The 17,121-nt window shown below is 69.7% G+C and carries 15 protein-coding genes; 1 reads left to right on the top strand and 14 read right to left on the bottom strand.

Features of this window, described 5'->3' with window-relative positions; all coding sequences use genetic code 11:
- Window position 1 precedes the first annotated feature (1 nt).
- From HUN08_RS03860 to sucC, 10 genes are all read right to left on the bottom strand, one after another.
- Entirely contained in the window at window positions 2–508 is a 507-nt protein-coding gene (locus HUN08_RS03860) for a MaoC family dehydratase (RefSeq protein WP_124248757.1), read from the bottom strand.
- Window positions 505–1,653 carry an acyl-CoA dehydrogenase family protein gene (locus HUN08_RS03855; protein ID WP_124248758.1) on the bottom strand — a complete coding sequence of 383 codons (1,149 nt, stop codon included), beginning with the start codon at window positions 1,651–1,653 and terminating at the stop codon, window positions 505–507. Before HUN08_RS03855 ends, HUN08_RS03860 begins: the two co-directional genes overlap by 4 nt.
- Window positions 1,653–3,683 carry a biotin carboxylase N-terminal domain-containing protein gene (locus tag HUN08_RS03850; RefSeq protein ID WP_124248759.1) on the bottom strand — a complete coding sequence of 677 codons (2,031 nt, stop codon included), beginning with the start codon at window positions 3,681–3,683 and terminating at the stop codon, window positions 1,653–1,655. Before HUN08_RS03850 ends, HUN08_RS03855 begins: the two co-directional genes overlap by 1 nt.
- A gap of 17 nt (window positions 3,684–3,700) precedes the next feature.
- The gene (locus HUN08_RS03845) at window positions 3,701–5,269 is read right to left on the bottom strand and encodes a carboxyl transferase domain-containing protein (RefSeq protein ID WP_124248760.1); all 1,569 of its coding nucleotides are present in this window, start codon (window positions 5,267–5,269) and stop codon (window positions 3,701–3,703) included.
- An 86-nt stretch (window positions 5,270–5,355) separates the two neighbouring features.
- Window positions 5,356–5,979, bottom strand: coding sequence for a TetR/AcrR family transcriptional regulator (locus HUN08_RS03840; RefSeq protein WP_301546875.1), 624 nt, complete (start codon window positions 5,977–5,979; stop codon window positions 5,356–5,358).
- Between the two features lie 41 nt (window positions 5,980–6,020).
- A complete protein-coding gene (locus tag HUN08_RS03835; protein WP_124248762.1) occupies window positions 6,021–6,650 on the bottom strand; it encodes a nitroreductase family protein in 630 nt (209 codons plus the stop codon).
- A gap of 14 nt (window positions 6,651–6,664) precedes the next feature.
- Window positions 6,665–7,108: an RDD family protein gene (locus HUN08_RS03830; RefSeq protein ID WP_124248763.1), complete on the bottom strand. Its 444-nt coding sequence runs from the start codon at window positions 7,106–7,108 to the stop codon at window positions 6,665–6,667.
- The gene (locus tag HUN08_RS03825; RefSeq protein WP_301546874.1) at window positions 7,105–7,617 is read right to left on the bottom strand and encodes a hypothetical protein; all 513 of its coding nucleotides are present in this window, start codon (window positions 7,615–7,617) and stop codon (window positions 7,105–7,107) included. The genes HUN08_RS03830 and HUN08_RS03825 overlap by 4 nt, the downstream gene beginning before the upstream one ends.
- 111 nt (window positions 7,618–7,728) lie before the next feature.
- Window positions 7,729–8,631, bottom strand: coding sequence for a succinate--CoA ligase subunit alpha (gene sucD, locus HUN08_RS03820; protein WP_124248764.1), 903 nt, complete (start codon window positions 8,629–8,631; stop codon window positions 7,729–7,731).
- A 12-nt stretch (window positions 8,632–8,643) separates the two neighbouring features.
- Window positions 8,644–9,807 (bottom strand): ADP-forming succinate--CoA ligase subunit beta, encoded by a 1,164-nt coding sequence (sucC, locus tag HUN08_RS03815; RefSeq protein ID WP_124248765.1) that lies wholly within the window; start codon window positions 9,805–9,807, stop codon window positions 8,644–8,646.
- A 332-nt stretch (window positions 9,808–10,139) separates the two neighbouring features.
- On the opposite strand from sucC, the gene HUN08_RS03810 reads away from it, so the two are divergent.
- The gene (locus HUN08_RS03810) at window positions 10,140–11,201 is read left to right on the top strand and encodes a M23 family metallopeptidase (protein ID WP_301546873.1); all 1,062 of its coding nucleotides are present in this window, start codon (window positions 10,140–10,142) and stop codon (window positions 11,199–11,201) included.
- Between the two features lie 87 nt (window positions 11,202–11,288).
- On the opposite strand, the gene HUN08_RS03805 is transcribed toward HUN08_RS03810, so the two are convergent.
- From HUN08_RS03805 to HUN08_RS03790, 4 genes are read right to left on the bottom strand one after another with little or no spacing between them, the layout of a single operon-like run.
- Window positions 11,289–13,721 (bottom strand): UvrD-helicase domain-containing protein, encoded by a 2,433-nt coding sequence (locus tag HUN08_RS03805; RefSeq protein ID WP_124248767.1) that lies wholly within the window; start codon window positions 13,719–13,721, stop codon window positions 11,289–11,291.
- Between the two features lie 36 nt (window positions 13,722–13,757).
- Window positions 13,758–15,596, bottom strand: a complete 1,839-nt coding sequence (locus tag HUN08_RS03800) for a hypothetical protein (RefSeq protein ID WP_165353461.1) — start codon at window positions 15,594–15,596, stop codon at window positions 13,758–13,760.
- A gap of 41 nt (window positions 15,597–15,637) precedes the next feature.
- Window positions 15,638–16,027 carry a PPOX class F420-dependent oxidoreductase gene (locus HUN08_RS03795; RefSeq protein WP_124248768.1) on the bottom strand — a complete coding sequence of 130 codons (390 nt, stop codon included), beginning with the start codon at window positions 16,025–16,027 and terminating at the stop codon, window positions 15,638–15,640.
- A 29-nt stretch (window positions 16,028–16,056) separates the two neighbouring features.
- Complete coding sequence (locus HUN08_RS03790) at window positions 16,057–17,097, bottom strand: aldo/keto reductase (protein WP_124248769.1); 1,041 nt, start codon at window positions 17,095–17,097, stop codon at window positions 16,057–16,059.
- Window positions 17,098–17,121 lie beyond the last annotated feature (24 nt).

Below are 17,121 nucleotides of genomic sequence, written 5' to 3'. Positions count from 1 at the left end.
ATCAGCCGTCCGGGCGCAGCCGGACCAGCGTCGAGCGCGACGCCTTCGCGACGACGACGCCGTCCTGGTTGCGCCCGACGTGGGTCAGGTTGACCACGCCCTCGCCCGGTCGCGACTTGGACTCCCGTTTGCCGGTGCACTCGGTCTCCGCGTAGAGCGTGTCCCCGGCGAACATGGGCGCGGGGAAGGCGATGTCGGAGAAGCCGAGGTTGGCGACCAAGGTGCCCTGGGTCAGCTGCGCCACCGAGAGCCCGACGATCGTCGAGAGCGTGAACATCGAGTTGATGAGGCGCTGCCCGTCGAACCCGGGCTGGGTCGCCGACCACGCCGCGTCGAGGTGCAATGCCTGCGTGTTCATCGTGAGCGTCGTGAAGAAGACGTTGTCGGCCTCGGTCACCGTCCGGCCCGGGCGGTGCTCGTAGACCGTGCCGATCTCGAACTCCTCGAACCACAGACCGCGCTGCGTGACGCGGGGGACTTCGTCGGAACCGCTCCCATCGCCGGTCATGCCGGCAGGCCCAACGCCCGGGCGATCAGCATGAGCTGCACCTCGGTGGTGCCCTCGCCGATCTCCAGGATCTTCGAATCGCGGTAGTGCCGGGAGACCGGGTACTCGTTCATGAAGCCGTAGCCGCCGTGGATCTGCGTCGCCATCCGGGCGTTGTCCATGGCCGCCTCGCTGGACACCATCTTCGCGATCGCCGCCTCCTTCTTGAACGGCTTGCCCGCCAACATCAGCGCCGCCGCGTCGTAGTAGGCCGTGCGGGCCACGTGGGCACGGGCCTCCATCCGGGCGATCGCGAACGAGATCGACTGGTAGGAGTTGATCGGCTTGCCGAAGGATTTGCGCTCGGCGGCGTACTTGATGCATTCGTCGACGCAGCCCTGGGCGACGCCGGTCGCCAGGCCGGCGATCGCGATGCGCCCCTCGTCGAGGATGGAGAGGAAGTTGGCGTAGCCGCGGCCCCGCACGCCGAGCAGGTTCTCCCGCGGCACCCGCACATCGGTGAAGCTCAGCGGATGGGTGTCGCTGGCGTGCCAGCCGACCTTGTCGTAGGCCGGCTCGGCGACGAAGCCAGGTGTGCCCGACGGGACGATGATCGTGGAGATCTCCTTCTTGCCGTTGTCCCCGGTGCCGGTCACCGCGGTCACCGTGACCAGCGAGGTGATGTCGGAGCCGGAGTTGGTGATGAACTGCTTGGCGCCGTTGATCACCCACTCGCCGCCGTCCTCGACGGCCGTCGTCGCGGTCGCCCCCGCGTCGGAACCGGCGCCGGGCTCGGTGAGACCGAAACCGGCCAGGCGCTTGCCCGCGACGAGGTCGGGCAGCCAGGTGTTCTTCTGCTCGTCGGTGCCGAACTTGAAAATCGGCATCGCACCCAGCCCGACACCGGCCTCCAGGGTGATGGCCACCGACTGGTCGGCCTTAGCGAGTTCCTCCAAGGCGAGGGCGAGGGCGAAGTAGTCCCCGCCCATGCCGCCGTACTCCTCCGGGAACGGGAGCCCGAACAGCCCCATCTCCCCCATCTGCGCGACGACCTCGTAGGGGAAGGTCTTGTCCTTGTCGTGTTGATACGACACCGGCGCGACCACCTGGCGCGTGAAGTCGCGCACGCTGGCGACCAAGTCGGCATATTCCTGGGTCAGTTCCATCAGTCCTCCGTTACCCGGGCCAGCACCTGCTGCGCGGTCACCTTGTCCCCCGCCGCGACGGTGATCGTCACGGTGCCCGCCCGTGGCGCGCGCAGGGTGTGTTCCATCTTCATCGCCTCGACCACGACGAGGGGATCGCCTTGCGCGACCACGTCCCCGTCGGTCCCGGGCACCGCGACGACACTGCCCGGCATCGGGCTGTGGACCTCGCCCGCCGCCGCCGCGTCATCGCCGTCGGCGAGCGCGCGGGCCGTCGTCATCACCCAGGTGCCCGGCTCACCGGCCACCCAGCGCGCTCCGTCGACCTCCCCGACGACCCAGGCGCCGACGGTGCCGTCGACGACGAGGGTCACCGCGTGGCCGCCGGTCGGCTCGACGACGACATGCCCGTCCCACCGGTCGCCGTCCTCCTCCTCGCCGGTGATGGACACCTGCGCGACGAGGCGACGGGCGGATACGCTTTCGCGCCGATCGACCAGCGCCGACACCGTGTGGCGCTGTCCGGCGCAGTCCAGGCGGACCACGATCGGCGACGGGACGCCGATCCGGAACCCGACCGCGCTGCCCCACACGTCGTCGGGGCTGCCGAGGTCGAGGGCGCCCAGTGCCGCGGCGACCAGGGCCGCCGGCGTCGGCGGCGGCGACGAATAGTCGACGACGAGGCGGTCCAGCAGTTCGGTGTCGAGGACGCCGGCGCGCACCTCCGGCCGCGCGAGGACGAATCGGCAGAAGTCGATATTGGTGCCGACGCCGAGCAGCGACGTACGGGCCAACGCCTCGTCGAGACGGTCGATCGCCTCGGTCCGGTCGCGGCCGTGGCAGATGACTTTCGCCAGCATCGGGTCGTAGTCGCTGCCGACGACCGATCCCGTCTCGATGCCCGAGTCGACGCGGACACCGGCGGTCCACCCCGGCGGCCACACGAGCGCCTCGACCGTGCCCCCGGTGGGCAGGAATCCGTGGGCGGGGTCCTCGGCGTAGACCCGGGCCTCGACGGCGTGCCCGGTGAGCACCACGTCCTCCTGGGCGATGGCGAGCTCTTCGCCGCGCGCCACCCGGATCTGCTGCTCCACCAGGTCGATGCCGGTGACCATCTCGGTCACCGGGTGCTCCACCTGCAGACGGGTGTTCATCTCCATGAAGAAGAACTCGTCGGGCCGGTGGGCCGAGACGATGAACTCGACCGTCCCGGCGCCGGTGTAGCCGACGCTGCGGGCGGCATCGCAGGCGGCCGCGCCGATCCGCTCCCGCGTCTCGGCGTCGAGCAGCGCCGACGGGGCTTCCTCGATCACCTTCTGGTGGCGGCGCTGCAGCGAGCACTCGCGCTCGCCGAGGTGGATGACGTTGCCGTGCTCGTCGGCGAGCACCTGCACCTCGATGTGGCGCGGCGTGTCGACGAAGTGCTCGAGGAACAGGGTGTCGTCGCCGAAGGCCGCCGCGGCTTCGCGTCGCGCGGTGACCAGCGCCGCGGGTAGGTCGGCCGCCTCCTCGACGCGGTGCATGCCCTTGCCGCCGCCGCCCGCGCTCGGCTTGATGAGGACGGGGAACCCGATCTCGGGGGCGGCGGCGATCAACTCCTCGTCGGAGAGGCCGGGCCGTGAAAGCCCGGGGACGACCGGAACGCCGCGCGCCGAGACCGCCTCGCGGGCGGCGATCTTGTCGCCCATCGTCGCGATGGCGCTGGCGGGCGGGCCGATGAACACGATCCCGGCGGCGGCCAATGCCGCCGCGAACTGCTGGTTCTCCGAGAGGAACCCGTAACCCGGGTGGACCGCGTCGGCGCCGGTCGCGACGGCCGCCGCGACGACCTTCTCGATGTCGAGATAGCTCTGCGCGGCCTGCGCGGGTCCGAGCCGTACCGCGGTATCCGCGGCCGCGACGTGCGGGGCGTGCGCGTCGGCGTCGGAGTAGACGGCGACGGCGCGCAACCCCATCGCGTGCACCGACTCGATGACGCGGCAGGCGATCTCACCGCGGTTGGCGACGAGGACGCTGTGGATCTCGCGGGTCGCGGCGGAATCATTGCTCATAGCTGTGGTCACCGCTCTCACATCCGGAAGACGCCGTTGTCGACATCGGCCAGCGGGGCGTACCGACAGGCCTCCAGCGCCAGGCCGAGCACCGTGCGGGTGTCGGCGGGGTCGATGATCCCGTCGTCCCACAGGCGGGCCGTCGAATAGTAGGAGTCGGACTGCTCGGCGAACTGGGCCCGGATCGGTTCCTTGAACGCCTCTTGTTCCTCGGCGGGCCACTGCCCGCCGGAGCGCTCCACCTGCGCCTGTCGCACGGTCGCCAGGGTGTCGGCGGCCTGCGGGCCACCCATCACCGAGATGCGCGCGTTGGGCCAGCACCACAGGAATCGTGGTGAATAGGCGCGCCCGCACATCGAGTAGTTGCCCGCCCCGAAGGAGCCGCCGATCATCACCGTCAGCTTGGGCACCCGCGCGCATGCGACGGCGGTCACCATCTTCGCCCCGTTCTTCGCGATACCGCCCTGCTCGTACTCGCGCCCGACCATGAAGCCGCTGATGTTCTGCAGGAACACCAACGGGATGCGCCGGCGGTCGCAGAGTTCGATGAAGTGGGCCCCCTTGAGCGCCGACTCGCTGAACAGGACACCGTTGTTGGCGACGAATCCGACGGGATGCCCGTGTACCCGGGCGAAGGCCGTGACCAAAGAGGTCCCGTAGCCCGCCTTGAACTCGGTGTACTCACCCGCGTCGGCAAGGATCTCGATGACCTCGTGGACGTCGTAGGGGATGCGCGGATCGGTCTGCACCACGTCGTAGAGGTCGGTCTGCGGACGTGCGGGGGGCAGCGTCGGCACCGTCTCCCACTGGGCCGGCTCGCGCGGGCCGAGGGTCGCGACGATCTCGCGGAGCTTGATCAGCGCCTGCTCGTCGTTGTCGACGAGGTGGTCGGTCACGCCGGAGACCGTGGAGTGCATGTCGCCGCCGCCGAGGTCCTCCGCACTCACGTCCTCGCCGGTGGCCGCCTTCACCAGCGGCGGCCCCGCGAGGAAGATCGTTCCCTGATTGCGGACGATCACGTTCTCGTCGCTCATCGCCGGGACGTAGGCGCCGCCTGCGGTCGACGACCCGAGCACGGCCGCCAGCTGCGGGATCCCCGCCGCGCTCATCGTCGCCTGGTTGAAGAAGATGCGCCCGAAGTGGTCGCGGTCGGGGAACACCTCGTCCTGCTGCAACAACATGGCGCCGCCGGAGTCGACCAGGTAGAGGCAGGGCAGCCGGTTGGCCGCGGCGATCTCCTGGGCGCGCAGGTGTTTCTTCACCGTCACCGGGTAGTAGGTGCCGCCCGAGACGGTGGCGTCGTTCGCGACGATCATGCATTCGCGCCCGTGGATGCGGCCGATGCCGGCGACGACGCCGGCGCAGGGGGCCTTGTCGTCGTACATGCCGTGGGCGGCCAGCGGTGCCACCTCGAGGAAGGGCGATCCCGGATCGAGCAGCGCGTCGATGCGGTCACGGGCGAGCAGCTTGCCGCGGGACAGGTGCCGTTCGCGAGCCTTTCCCCCGCCCCCCGCGGCCGCGGCGAGCAGCCGCTCGCGCAGGACCGCCACATTGGCCCGGTGCTGCTGCACGGACGACTCCGCCATGATCGGCAGCCTTTCGGTTATCGACGATTAACTGAAATCAGAGTGTACGTGACCGCAGTCACCCTGTCCAGAAAACGGCGATCGCCCTATCGGTCGGCGTGCAACGCGGCCCACGCCATCGCGGTCAGGAGTTCGCGGGTCGCCTCGTCGGGATAGTCGGGCAGCCGCGGTGACGAGTTGAGCAACCCGAACACCGCGTGGACCCGCACCCGCGCCTGCACGCGGGGCTGCGGGTCCTCCGCGACGAGCACGTCGACCCAGCGCTCCACATATCGGCGCTGCAGGGATCGAACCCGGTGCCGCGCCTGCTCCGACACCGAATGCAGATCGCGATCCTGCACGGTGATCAGATCCGGCTTGCCGACGAGGACGTCGATGTGGAAATCGATGAGCCGGCGCAGCACCTGCTCGTCGGTCCCGCCGGCGGCGATCGCCTCCTCGCCGCCGTCGTGCAGCCGCTCGCTGATGTCGACGAGCATCTGGTCGAGGAGATCGGATTTCGACGAGAAGTGCCGATACATCGCCGGTCCGCTGATCCCGACGGCGGCACCGATGTCCTCCAGGCGCACCCCGGTGAAGCCGCTGCTCGCCATGAGCCGGGCCGCGGCGGCGAGGATCTCCGCCCGTCGGGCGGCCTTCGCCTGACTGCGCGGCGTGGCGGGGGCGACCGAGTCGGACGACGACGCGGGCGCGGATTCCGACTCGGACATGGAGGCCATCGTAGGTACTGGTCCGCCACCGGCGCGCGAGGTCACCATTCGTTGAGGTGGAGCACCTCGTCGAGCGGGCGCCGCGGGGCCGGCTTGAACCCGTCGCCGGTGTAGTAGGCCACCGGCAGGAGCACGCCCTGTGCGATCCCGTCGGGAATGCCCAGGATCTCGGCGACCTCGCGCTCATACGCCAGATGCAGCGTCGTCCAGGCCGAGCCGAGACCGCGGGCGCGCAGCGCCAATTGCAGGCTCCACGCCGCGGGCAGCAGCGATCCCCACACCCCGGCCTGATTGCCGTCGGGCAATCCCGCCCTGCCGACGTGGATCGCCGCGATGACGAAGACCGGGACCTGCTCGAGGACCTCGGCGAGGTAGCTGGCGCTGGACGTGACGCGCTCCCCGGTCGGGTCGGTCCGCTGCTCGCGCTTGGCGGCGATGTAGGGCGCGAAGGATTTGCGGTACAGGTCGGCGATCTGCCGCTTCTTCTCGGCGTCGTCGATGACGATCCAGTGCCACCCCTGGCTGTTGCTGCCGCTCGGCGCCTGCAACGCGACCTCGAGCGCCTCGCGGATGACGTCGAGGGGCACCGGCCTCTCCAGGTCGAGCCGCTTGCGCACCGAGCGGGTCGTGGTGAGGAGTTGGTCGGGGTCGAGCGGCAACAGATCGGTCATCAGACCACTGTGCCTCACACAGCGGCGGCGTGGGTGTAGACCACCGCGCTGCGCACCAGGATGTCCTGCACCGATCGGCGCGACGGGGAGAGCACCACCCACGCCAGCCCGATCGGGAATAGGGCGCACAACACGGCCCGGATCGCGGCCGACACCGCGTTCAACCGGTCCCCGCCCGCACCGGTCACGCGCAGCCCCATCGCGACGCACCCGATGGTCCGCCCCGACGTCGCCCAGCAGGCGAACAGGTACAGGGCCAACACGGCGACGTAGCCACTCGTCGTGAACCACCACCGCAGCCCGTCGACCTCGATCCGCCGGATGTCCACGACGAAGAGGAAGAAGTTCAGCGCGAGGACGGCTCCGACGATGATCGCCGCCGCGACCAACACGTCGATCACCCCGGCGATGGCGCGGCTGACGATACCCGCGGTGCGCGGCGGCACCACCGCGGTCATCGCCGCCCCTTCCGCCGGAGCATCCGGTTCACGAACTGCTCGACGCCGTCGTCGGCGCGCTCGGCCTCGATGCGGACGTCGCTGATCACCTCGGTCGAGACCGTCGCCGAGGCCTCGCGGACGATCGCCGTCACGTCGACGCCGTCGACCACCTTCTCCGCCACCCCCACCAGGTCGGTGCGGGCCAGCACCGCGTCGACGTCGACCCGGGCGAGCAGGGCGTTGAGGTCCACCCCGGCGAGGACTTCGTTCACGTCGACCCGCGAGAGCACCGCGTTGAGATCGACCCGCGCCAGCAGCTCGTCGAGGTCCACCGTCGCCAAGACGCGGTTCAGATCCACCGAGGAGAGGATCACGCCGGTCAAATCGGTCGAGGACAGGTAGTCGAATACGTCGTCGAGGACCGCGTGGACCACCGAGCGCGGCACGGCGACCGCGGCCGATACGGCGGAGCCGGCGGCGGCCGTCGCCGCGTCGACGAGTCCGCCGACGAGCGGTATCCGTGTCATCGGGTCAGTATGCCCGAGGTTCGGCCCGTTGCCCGGTACCCGCGGACACCGGCCGAACGCGCCGCGGCCCCGCACCGTGCAGGTGCGGGGCCGCGGTGAATAGCGGATGCGTCAGGCGTTCTCGTACAGCTCGCGGGCCAGCTTGGCGGTCTCGCTCGGCGTCTTGCCGACCTTGACCCCGGCCGCCTCGAGGGCTTCCTTCTTCGCCTGGGCGGTGCCGGAGCTGCCGGAGACGATGGCGCCGGCGTGGCCCATCGTCTTGCCCTCGGGCGCGGTGAAGCCGGCGACGTAGCCGACGACCGGCTTGGTCACGTTGGCCTTGATGTAGTCGGCCGCGCGCTCCTCGGCGTCGCCGCCGATCTCGCCGATCATCACGATCAGCTTGGTCTCCGGGTCCTTCTCGAACGCCTCGATGGCGTCGATGTGGGTGGTCCCGATGACGGGGTCGCCGCCGATGCCGATCGCGGTCGAGAAACCGAGGTCGCGCAGCTCGTACATCATCTGGTAGGTCAACGTGCCCGACTTGGACACCAGGCCGATCGGGCCCTTACCGGTGATGTTGTTGGGCGTGATGCCCACCAGCGACTCGCCGGGGGTGATGATGCCGGGGCAGTTCGGGCCGATGATGCGGGTCTTGCCGCCCTTGTCCAGGTTGTAGGCCCAGGCGTATGCCGAGTCCTGCACCGGGATGCCCTCGGTGATGACCACCAACAGCGGGATCTGCGCGTCGATGGCCTCGATGATGGCGTCCTTGGAGAACGCCGGCGGCACGAAGGCGATCGACGTGTCGGCGCCGGTCTTCTCCATCGCCTCGGCGACCGTGGCGAACACCGGGAGCTCGACGGGGTTGCCGTCGGCGTCGACGTGGCTGACCGTCGTCCCGGCCTTGCGCGCGTTGACGCCGCCGACGACGTTGGTGCCGGCCTTGAGCATCAGCGCGGTGTGCTTGGTGCCCTCGCCGCCGGTGATGCCCTGGACGATGACCTTGTTGTCCTTGTTCAGAAAGATCGACATGTCTTCAAACCCTCACTTGCTCGCCAGTTCGGCAGCCTTGTCGGCGCCTTCGTCCATGGTTTCGGCGAGCGTGACCAGCGGGTGGTTCGCATCGGCCAGGATCTTGCGTCCCTCGTCGACCTTGTTGCCGTCGAGGCGGACGACCAGCGGCTTGCTCGCCGTGGCGCCCAGCTTGTCCAGCGCGCCGACGATGCCGTTGGCGACCGCGTCGCAGGCGGTGATACCGCCGAAGACGTTGACGAACACGCTCTTGACCTGTGCGTCGCCCAGGATGACGTCGAGGCCGGCGGCCATGACCTCGGCCGAGGCGCCACCGCCGATGTCGAGGAAGTTCGCCGGCTTCACGCCGCCGTGGTTCTCACCGGCGTAGGCGACGACGTCGAGGGTCGACATGACCAGTCCGGCACCGTTTCCGATGATGCCGACCTGGCCGTCGAGCTTGACGTAGTTGAGGTCGTTCTCCTTGGCCTTGAGCTCGAGCGGATCGGTTGCGTCGCGATCCTCGAACTCGGCGTGACCGGGCTGGCGGAAGTCGGCGTTGCCGTCGAGCGTCACCTTGCCGTCGAGGGCGAGGATCTGGTCGTCGGGGGTGCGCACCAGCGGGTTCACCTCGACCAGCAGCGCGTCCTCCTTGACGAAGACCTCCCACAGCTTGGCGATGGTGACCGCGGCGGCGTCGAGGACCTCGGCGGGCAGATGGCCCTGCTCGGCGATCGAGCGCGCGGTGGCGAGGTCGACACCCTTCACCGCGTCGACGGCGACGCGGGCTAGGCGATCGGGCTTGGTCGCGGCGACCTCTTCGATCTCCATGCCGCCCTCGACCGAACACATCGCGAGGTAGGTGCGGTTGGCGCGGTCGAGCAGGAAGGAGATGTAGTACTCCTCGGCGATGTCACTCGCCTCGGCGACCAGCAGCTTCTTGACGATGTGGCCCTTGATGTCCAGGCCGAGGATGTCGTTGGCGTAGCGCTCCGCGTCGTCGGGCGTCGCCGCGTACTTGACGCCGCCGGCCTTGCCGCGGCCGCCGACCTTGACCTGGGCCTTCACCATGACGGGCTTGCCGATTTCCTCGGCGATCTTGCGCGCGTCGGCAGCACTGTCGGTGACCCGGCCCGGTGAGGTGGGTACCCCGTGCTTGGCGAACAACTCTTTCGCCTGGTATTCGAAGAGATCCATTCGATTCACCATTTCTTCGGTTGGCGCCCGCCGATCGGATAGTGGGCAGGCGATACATCGGACTGTAAACCCCGTCTGGAACGGGGGTTCGCCCGGCTCCGTTGAGTACCGTAGGGGCAGTCGCAGTGTGCTGGCTTGCACTCGGCGCCAACTGTGCAGAAGGTCACTACCACCGTGTGGAAATTGTCACTGCTGACCCCTTGATTCTGCCGGTTTGGTGGACTTGAGGAGTCGACTCGGATACCTTCGTTGGGGTGCCAAGTCACGAATTGGTTACGAAGCCCGTGTGAAACAGGTAGTTAGGCAGGATTGTGGCCCAAGAACGAAACGGAGTGGTCGAGCACGCCGGGCGTCGCTTTGTCGCCCCCCTCGATGCTTCCGCCGTAGTCGCTGCGCGCACCTCCACGACCGCGCCGGCCAATGACTTCGAGACCGACGACTTCGACGCCTTCGTGTTCGACGGCGACGGCTGGACCAACTCCACCACCAGCTGGAATGCCACGGTCAGCCGGGCCCGCAGCCTCGACGCCGACGCCGCGACCTCCTCGGAGATCACCCAGGACATCGCGATCCCGGAGAGCGAGTTCCGCCGCGAGGGCCGCTCCACCGCTTCCGTCGTCGAATCCCCGGCCGTCGAGCCCGAGGCCGACGAAGACACCGCCCCAGCCGTCCGCCGCGCCGCGCGCAAGCCCGGCAAGTCCGGTCACCACCGCATCGCCGCCCCGCCGACCAGCCTCAAAGGCGGTCGCGCCGCGCTCGTCGCCCTGGCCGCGGGCGCAGCAGTAGCCGCCGTCGCCCAGGCCGCCTCGAGCAGCACGTCGTCGACGACTGCGACCACCGCGGACGGCGCCCCCGATCTGGGCCCCGGCGTCGTCGCAGGCACCACCGACTCCGACATGAGCGCGTTCACCCGCGGCCTCGACCAGGGCAAGAACCTCGCCGCCGCCGAGGCCGCCCGCGAGAACCTCAAGCGCCGCCCGCTCTTCACCTCGCCCATCCCGCTGGGCACCTACACCTTCACGTCCTGCTTCTGCAGCCGGTGGGGCACCTTCCACGGCGGCATCGACATGGCCGCACCGCTGGGCACCCCGATCCACGCCGCGACCGACGGCACCGTGATCGCCGCCGGTCCCGCGTCGGGCTACGGCAACTGGATCCAGGTCCGCGCCGACGACGGCACCGTCACCATGTACGGCCACATGTCCTCGTCGGGCGTGCTCGTGCAGAAGGGTCAGCACGTCACCGCGGGCGACGTCATCGCCCTGGTCGGCAACGAGGGCTTCTCCTTCGGCCCGCACGTGCACTTCGAGGTGTGGAAGGACGGCCGGACGAAGATCGACCCGATGCCGTGGCTCGCCCAGCACGGCGTGCGGATGTCGAACTACACCGGCTAATTCGCACAGCCAAACCCAGCACTTCACGACATACCCAGCACCCGATCGGTGCTGGGTATGTCCGTATCTGCGGGGTTTGTCCGCGGGTTAGAGCTTCTCCCCCGGCAGTCCGCCGAGGGTCATGAACGTCATGCGCCCGGTGCCGCCGCCGAAGTCGAAGGTGATCCGCTCCGTGGGGCCGCTGCCCTCCTTGGCGACCGCCTTGCCCAGTCCGTACTTGGGATGGTTCATGCGGTCGCCGATGTCGTAGTGCTCCTGACGGTTGCGACCGCGCGTCGGGGCACCGTAGGACTCGCGACCACGCGCGCGCTGCCCGTCGTTGCCGGACCCGAAGCCGCCCGAGCCGGAGCCGAAGCCGAAGGCCCCCGACGAGTGGTGGCGCGAGGCCGAGCGCTTCGGTTCGGTGCGGCGCCAATCGATCAGGTGGGCGGGGATCTCGGTGAGGAACCGCGACTCCGGGTTGGAGACGGGCTGCCCCCAGGACGCGCGCATCAGCGCCCGGGTCAGGTACAGCTTCTCCTTGGCGCGGGTGATCCCGACGTAGGCCAGGCGCCGTTCCTCGCTGAGCTCGGCGGGATCGCCGAGGGAGCGCATATGCGGGAAGTGCCCGTCCTCCCAGCCGGTGACGAAGACGACGGGGAACTCGAGGCCCTTGGCCGTGTGCAGTGTCATCATCGTGACGACGCCGGCCTCGGAATCCGGGACCTGATCGGCGTCGGCGACCAACGACACCCGCTCCAGGAAGGCGGCGAGCGATCCGGGTTCCGGTTCCCCCTCGCCGTCGTCGCCGACGATCTCGCCGGCGTCGTCGTCGGCGGCCTGCGCCTCCTCCGCGGCGGTGGCGCTGAACTCACGGGCGACGGCGACGAGTTCGTTCAGGTTGTCCAGGCGGGCGCCGTCCTGCGGGTCGCGGCTGGCCTCCAGTTCGGCCCGATAGCCGGTGCGGTCGACGATGGCCTCGACCAGTTCGCCGATGTCGCCGCCCTCGGCCGTCGCGTCGATGCGCAGGTCGTCGGCGTCCTCCCCCTCGCCGAAGGCGGAGAGGAACTCGCGGCGCAGCTCCTCGATCAGCTCGACGAACCCGCCGATCTGATTGACCGCGCGGGTGTTGAGCAGCGGCACCGACCCCTGCGCGCCCTCGAGCAGCGCCTGGTAGAAACTGATCCCCCGGTTCTCGGCATGAACGGCGACGCAGGCCTCCGCCCGGTCGCCGATACCGCGGCGCGGGGTATTGAGGATGCGGCGCAGGCTCACCGTGTCATCGGGGTTGGCGACGGTGCGCAGGTACGCGATGACGTCGCGCACCTCCTTGCGCTCGTAGAACTTGGTGCCGCCGACCACCTTGTAGGGGATGCCGTGGCGGACGAACACTTCCTCCAGCGCGCGTGAGCCGGTGTTGGTCCGGTAGAACACCGCGATGTCCGAGTACGCCCGGCTCGACGACCCGCCGATCGAATAGTCCGACAGCGCGTCGATCTCGCCGGCGATGAAGGTCGCCTCATCGCGATCGGAATCGGCGACGTACCCGACGATCGGATCGCCGTCGCCGGAGTCGGTCCACAGCCGCTTGGGACGGCGGTTCGGGTTCTGCGCGATCACCGCGTTCGCGGCGGACAGGATCGTCTGCGTCGAGCGGTAGTTCTGCTCCAGCAGGATCGCCTCGGCGTCCGGGAAATCCCGCTCGAACTCCTCGATGTTGCGGATGGTCGCCCCGCGGAACGCGTAGATCGACTGATCGGCGTCACCGACGACGCACAGCTCGGCGGGGGGCAGGTCGCCGGCGCTCCCGGCTCCCGTCAGTTCGCGGATGAGGACGTACTGCGCGTGGTTGGTGTCCTGGTACTCGTCGACGAGGATGTGGCGGAACCGGCGGCGGTAGTACTGCGCGACGTTGGGGTGGCGCTGCAACAGCGCGACCGTCTCGCCGATCAGATCGTCGAAGTCGAAGGCGTTGGCGGCGCGCAGCCGCCGCTGGTACAGGTCGTAGACGCGGGCAAGGACCGCTTCGGCCGACCCCTCCTCCGCGTTCTCCGGCTTGGCGTCCTCCGGGCCGACCAGCTCGTTCTTGAAATTGGAGATCTCCACCGCCAGCCCGCGCGCGGAGTATTTCTTCGGGTCCAGCTCCAGGTCGCGGATGATCATCCCCAGCAGGCGGCGCGAGTCGTCGGCGTCGTAGATGGAGAAGTTGGAGTTCAGCGTCTCGCCCAGCAGGTTCGACTGGGCCCGCAGGATCCGCACACACATCGAGTGGAAGGTCGACACCCACATCGCGCGGCCCGCGCCGCCGACGAGGTCGACGACCCGCTCGCGCATCTCGGCGGCCGCCTTGTTGGTGAACGTGATGGCGAGGATCTGGCCCGGGTTCACCCCGCGCTCGCCGAGCAGGTAGGCGATGCGCCGCGTCAGCACCGAGGTCTTACCCGATCCGGCGCCCGCGACGATCAGCAACGGAGAACCGGTGTGGACCACCGCCTCGCGTTGCTGTGGGTTCAATCCGCGAAGCAGTTCCTCAGCACTCATCTCGTCGTCCAGGTTACCGGGACGGACTGACAGTCCCTACTTGAGCAGTGCCGCCTCCGCGACCTCGCCGACCCGGCCCTCGCCGGTGTGCACGGCCAAGCCGGGGGTCGTCGGCCGGAGCAGGATCGAGGTGCCGCGCCCGGTGGTCTGGACGTAGACGACGTGGAGCCCGGCCCGCACGTCCACCACCACCGGCTGCCCGCCCGCCAACTGCACGCTCAGCTGGCCGTCGCGGTTGGCGCAGTAGGGCAGCGCGATCGTCCAGGTCCAGTTGAGCAGCGGACCGGACAGCCCAATCCGCGACGGGCGCCTTACCTCCGGGCGGCCACAGTCGCCGTCGCCCGCGGCGAAGGTCCGCGCCGGTGTCACACCCCCGGCCACGAGTCGCCCGTGCGTGTCGAGGACCTTCAGGTCGTCGGTCACGGTCCCGAACCGCACCGCGGGCCGCAGCCGGCCGAAGGTGTGGCTGATCTGGTTCTCCGGGAACGCGACGGGCGTCAGCACCTCCAGGGGCAGCGCCTGGTCGAACACCACCCGGCCCTGCTCGGCGCGCAGCGATGCCCGCGCGACCCGCAGATAGTCCGGCGTCGGATTGTTCCGCCACGACTGCGCGAAGTTCCACACCCCCACGCCGGAGGCGACGACGAGGAGTACCGTCGCGACGGCGGCACTGCGCAACGCCGGCCGGTCGGCCCAGCGCGCATGCCGCTCGCTCGCCCGCGGCACCGCGACCACCAGCGCGAGCGCCACGGTCATCACCAGCGCCGCGTCGGGCAGGTATCGCATGGTCTGCGCCAACTCCAGCGCGGTGTTGGCGCTGGACCGGTTCCACATGACCGGCACCTGGGCCAGCACGACATAGGCCGCGGCGGCCGCCACGATGGGCAGCGCGCGACGGCGGTACACCGCGATCGCCCCGATCACCACGGCGAGCACCAACCAGCCGACGACGATCTGCCACACCGGGGCGAAACCCATCGGCGGGCTCGGCAGCCAGCGATCCCAGTTCCACGGCCCCCCGGCGAGCGACGGGACGACGGCGTTGTTGATCGTGCGCCACACCAGGTGGACCGTCTGCACGAAGCCGTGGTTCCCGGCGGCGCCCTGGCCGCCGGTGAACGAGAGGAACACCACCAACCACACGACGGTCACCCCGACCAGCGGCAACCAGAGATCCTTGGCCCGGGAGGACGCCACCACCAACGGCTTGCGCGTACGCGTCGGACCCTGCGTCCACGTCCACAACACGGCCGCGACGAAGACGACGGGCAGGATGTAGAGCGATTTCTCGAAGCAGGCCAGCGCGACCAGGTAGATCACGACGCTGCGCCACACGACCACCCGACGACGGTGCTGCGCCAGCACGACGCCGTCCGCGTCGGTTCCCCGGCACAGGAGCACCGCGTCGCCGACCAGCCAGGCCATCGCGAACAGCATCGGCAGTGAGTTGAGCGCAGCGGCCCACCACACATAGGCCGGGACGGTCATCGGGGTGAACAGGAAGAAGGCCAGGACCACCACCGCGGCCCACGACTCCCGCCCGACGATCAGCCGGATCATCCGCCACACGGCGAACGCCACCGCCGTCGCGAGTACCACCAGCGTGACCGCCGCCGGCCACCACTGCGTCGGCGCGATCAACGTCGCGACGCCCGCGGCGAAGAACGCGCCGGGCATGAAGTGGCCGTCGTGGTTGTGCGTCAGATAGTCCCAGGACAGGACGTTGTGCGTCGACGCCCGTCCGATCAGGATCAGGTCATCCCAGTAGAAGCCGCCGGTCGCCGCCAAGACGATGCGCACCACCACGTATACGGCGACGAGCGCCACGGCGACGAGCCCGGCCCTCGATCGGTTGGCACCAGAGTCACGATCCACGTCTCGAATCGTACGGAGTGCGCACGGCTTACCGCAGCAACCTATTGGCTACTCGTCGCGGTCGGGCGGACGACGTAGACGACGCGGTGCTCCACGTCGCCGGGCGGGCCGTCCATCGCGAGCCCGTACCGGTCGGCCAGCGCGGCGAACAGTGCGCCCGTCGAATCTTCGTCGATCCGTTCGACGACGCCGCGCACCTCGAGGTAGCGGTAGGGCTGCTCGGGGTCGTTGACCGAGAACGCCACGTGCGGGTTGGCGCTGACGTTCTTGTATTTCTGCCGGTTCGTCGTGTTGGTGAAGTAGACGAACTCCCCGTCCCACGAGAACCACATGGGATTGACCTGCGGCGATCCGTCGGGACGGATCGTGGCGAGGTGGGCGTAGAGCGGGCGGGTCAGCAGGTCGCGGTGCGAATCCGGGATCACGGACATCTATTCGGTCCTCACTTCTCGTGTCGGGGTCATTCGCGGCCGGCGGAGATCCAGGTCGGGTCCGCGGCGATGTTGCGGGAGCCGACCACCAGGTCGGCCACGTCGTCCAGGGTGGTGAGCGCCTCCTCGTCGAGGACCAGGTCGGCGGCCGCGGCGTTCTCGGCGACGCGGGCGGCCGATCGGGTGCCGGGAATCGGTACGACGGGCAGCCCCGCACGACGGCCCGCCGCGTACAGCCACGCGAGGGCCACCTGGGCGTTGGTCGCGCCGAGCCGAGCTGCGACCGCGGCCACCACCTCGACGACGCGCTGGTTGGCCGCCCAGTTGTCGCCGGTGCGCGACGTCGAGCCGCGCAGATCACCGGCGACCTGGTCACGGGTCAGCGTGCCGGTCAGGAAACCGCGGCCGAGCGGCGAATACGGGACGAAGCCGACGCCGAGTTCGGCGCAGGCCGGCACGACGTTGGCCTCCACGTCGCGCGACCACAGGCTCCACTCGCTCTGCACGGCGGCGATCGGCGCGACGGCATGCGCGGCGCGCAACTCCGCCGCCGTCACCTCCGACAGTCCGAGATGGCGGACCTTGCCGGCGGCGACGAGTTCGGCCATCGCCCCCACCGTCTCCTCGATCGGGACGTCGGGGTCGCGGCGGTGCAGGTAGTAGAGGTCGATGACGTCGGCGCCCAGCCGCCGCAGCGAGGCGTCGCAGGCCTCCCGCACGTACCGCGCGTCGCCGCGGGTCCGCTTGACCCCGGCGACCGAGTCGTCGCGGGCGGCGGCACCGATGCGCCCGGTGATGCCGAACTTGGTGGCGAGGACCACCTCGTCGCGACGGTCGGCCAGCAGTCGGGCGACAAGCGTCTCGTTGGTGCCGGCCGGACCGTCGGCTCCGGGTTCGGGTTGCCCGTAGACGTCGGCGGTGTCGATGAGGGTGATGCCGTCGTCGATCGCCGCGTTCAGGACCGCCAGCGCGGTCGCGTCGTCGGTGCCGCCGTACACGGGCGTGAGCGCCATCGCGCCGAATCCCATCGCGGAGGTTCGCAGGCCGTCGCCCAGTGCCGTCGTGTGCATGAAGGGTTTCCTCTCGGTTCGGTG

The sequence above is a fragment of the Gordonia sp. X0973 genome (assembly GCF_013348785.1).
In the GTDB taxonomy this organism is placed as follows: domain Bacteria; phylum Actinomycetota; class Actinomycetes; order Mycobacteriales; family Mycobacteriaceae; genus Gordonia.
Note: the sequence above shows the minus strand (reverse complement) of the source record. Positions and strands in the feature narration are given on the sequence as shown.

Coding starts and splice junctions, on each gene's coding strand:
- HUN08_RS03860 (WP_124248757.1), bottom strand. CDS start 508: ATGACCGGCGATGGGAGCGGTTCCGACGAAGTCCCCCGCGTCACGCAG.
- HUN08_RS03855 (WP_124248758.1), bottom strand. CDS start 1,653: ATGGAACTGACCCAGGAATATGCCGACTTGGTCGCCAGCGTGCGCGAC.
- HUN08_RS03850 (WP_124248759.1), bottom strand. CDS start 3,683: ATGAGCAATGATTCCGCCGCGACCCGCGAGATCCACAGCGTCCTCGTC.
- HUN08_RS03845 (WP_124248760.1), bottom strand. CDS start 5,269: ATGGCGGAGTCGTCCGTGCAGCAGCACCGGGCCAATGTGGCGGTCCTG.
- HUN08_RS03840 (WP_301546875.1), bottom strand. CDS start 5,979: ATGTCCGAGTCGGAATCCGCGCCCGCGTCGTCGTCCGACTCGGTCGCC.
- HUN08_RS03835 (WP_124248762.1), bottom strand. CDS start 6,650: ATGACCGATCTGTTGCCGCTCGACCCCGACCAACTCCTCACCACGACC.
- HUN08_RS03830 (WP_124248763.1), bottom strand. CDS start 7,108: ATGACCGCGGTGGTGCCGCCGCGCACCGCGGGTATCGTCAGCCGCGCC.
- HUN08_RS03825 (WP_301546874.1), bottom strand. CDS start 7,617: ATGACACGGATACCGCTCGTCGGCGGACTCGTCGACGCGGCGACGGCC.
- sucD (WP_124248764.1), bottom strand. CDS start 8,631: ATGTCGATCTTTCTGAACAAGGACAACAAGGTCATCGTCCAGGGCATC.
- sucC (WP_124248765.1), bottom strand. CDS start 9,807: ATGGATCTCTTCGAATACCAGGCGAAAGAGTTGTTCGCCAAGCACGGG.
- HUN08_RS03805 (WP_124248767.1), bottom strand. CDS start 13,721: ATGAGTGCTGAGGAACTGCTTCGCGGATTGAACCCACAGCAACGCGAG.
- HUN08_RS03795 (WP_124248768.1), bottom strand. CDS start 16,027: ATGTCCGTGATCCCGGATTCGCACCGCGACCTGCTGACCCGCCCGCTC.
- HUN08_RS03790 (WP_124248769.1), bottom strand. CDS start 17,097: ATGCACACGACGGCACTGGGCGACGGCCTGCGAACCTCCGCGATGGGA.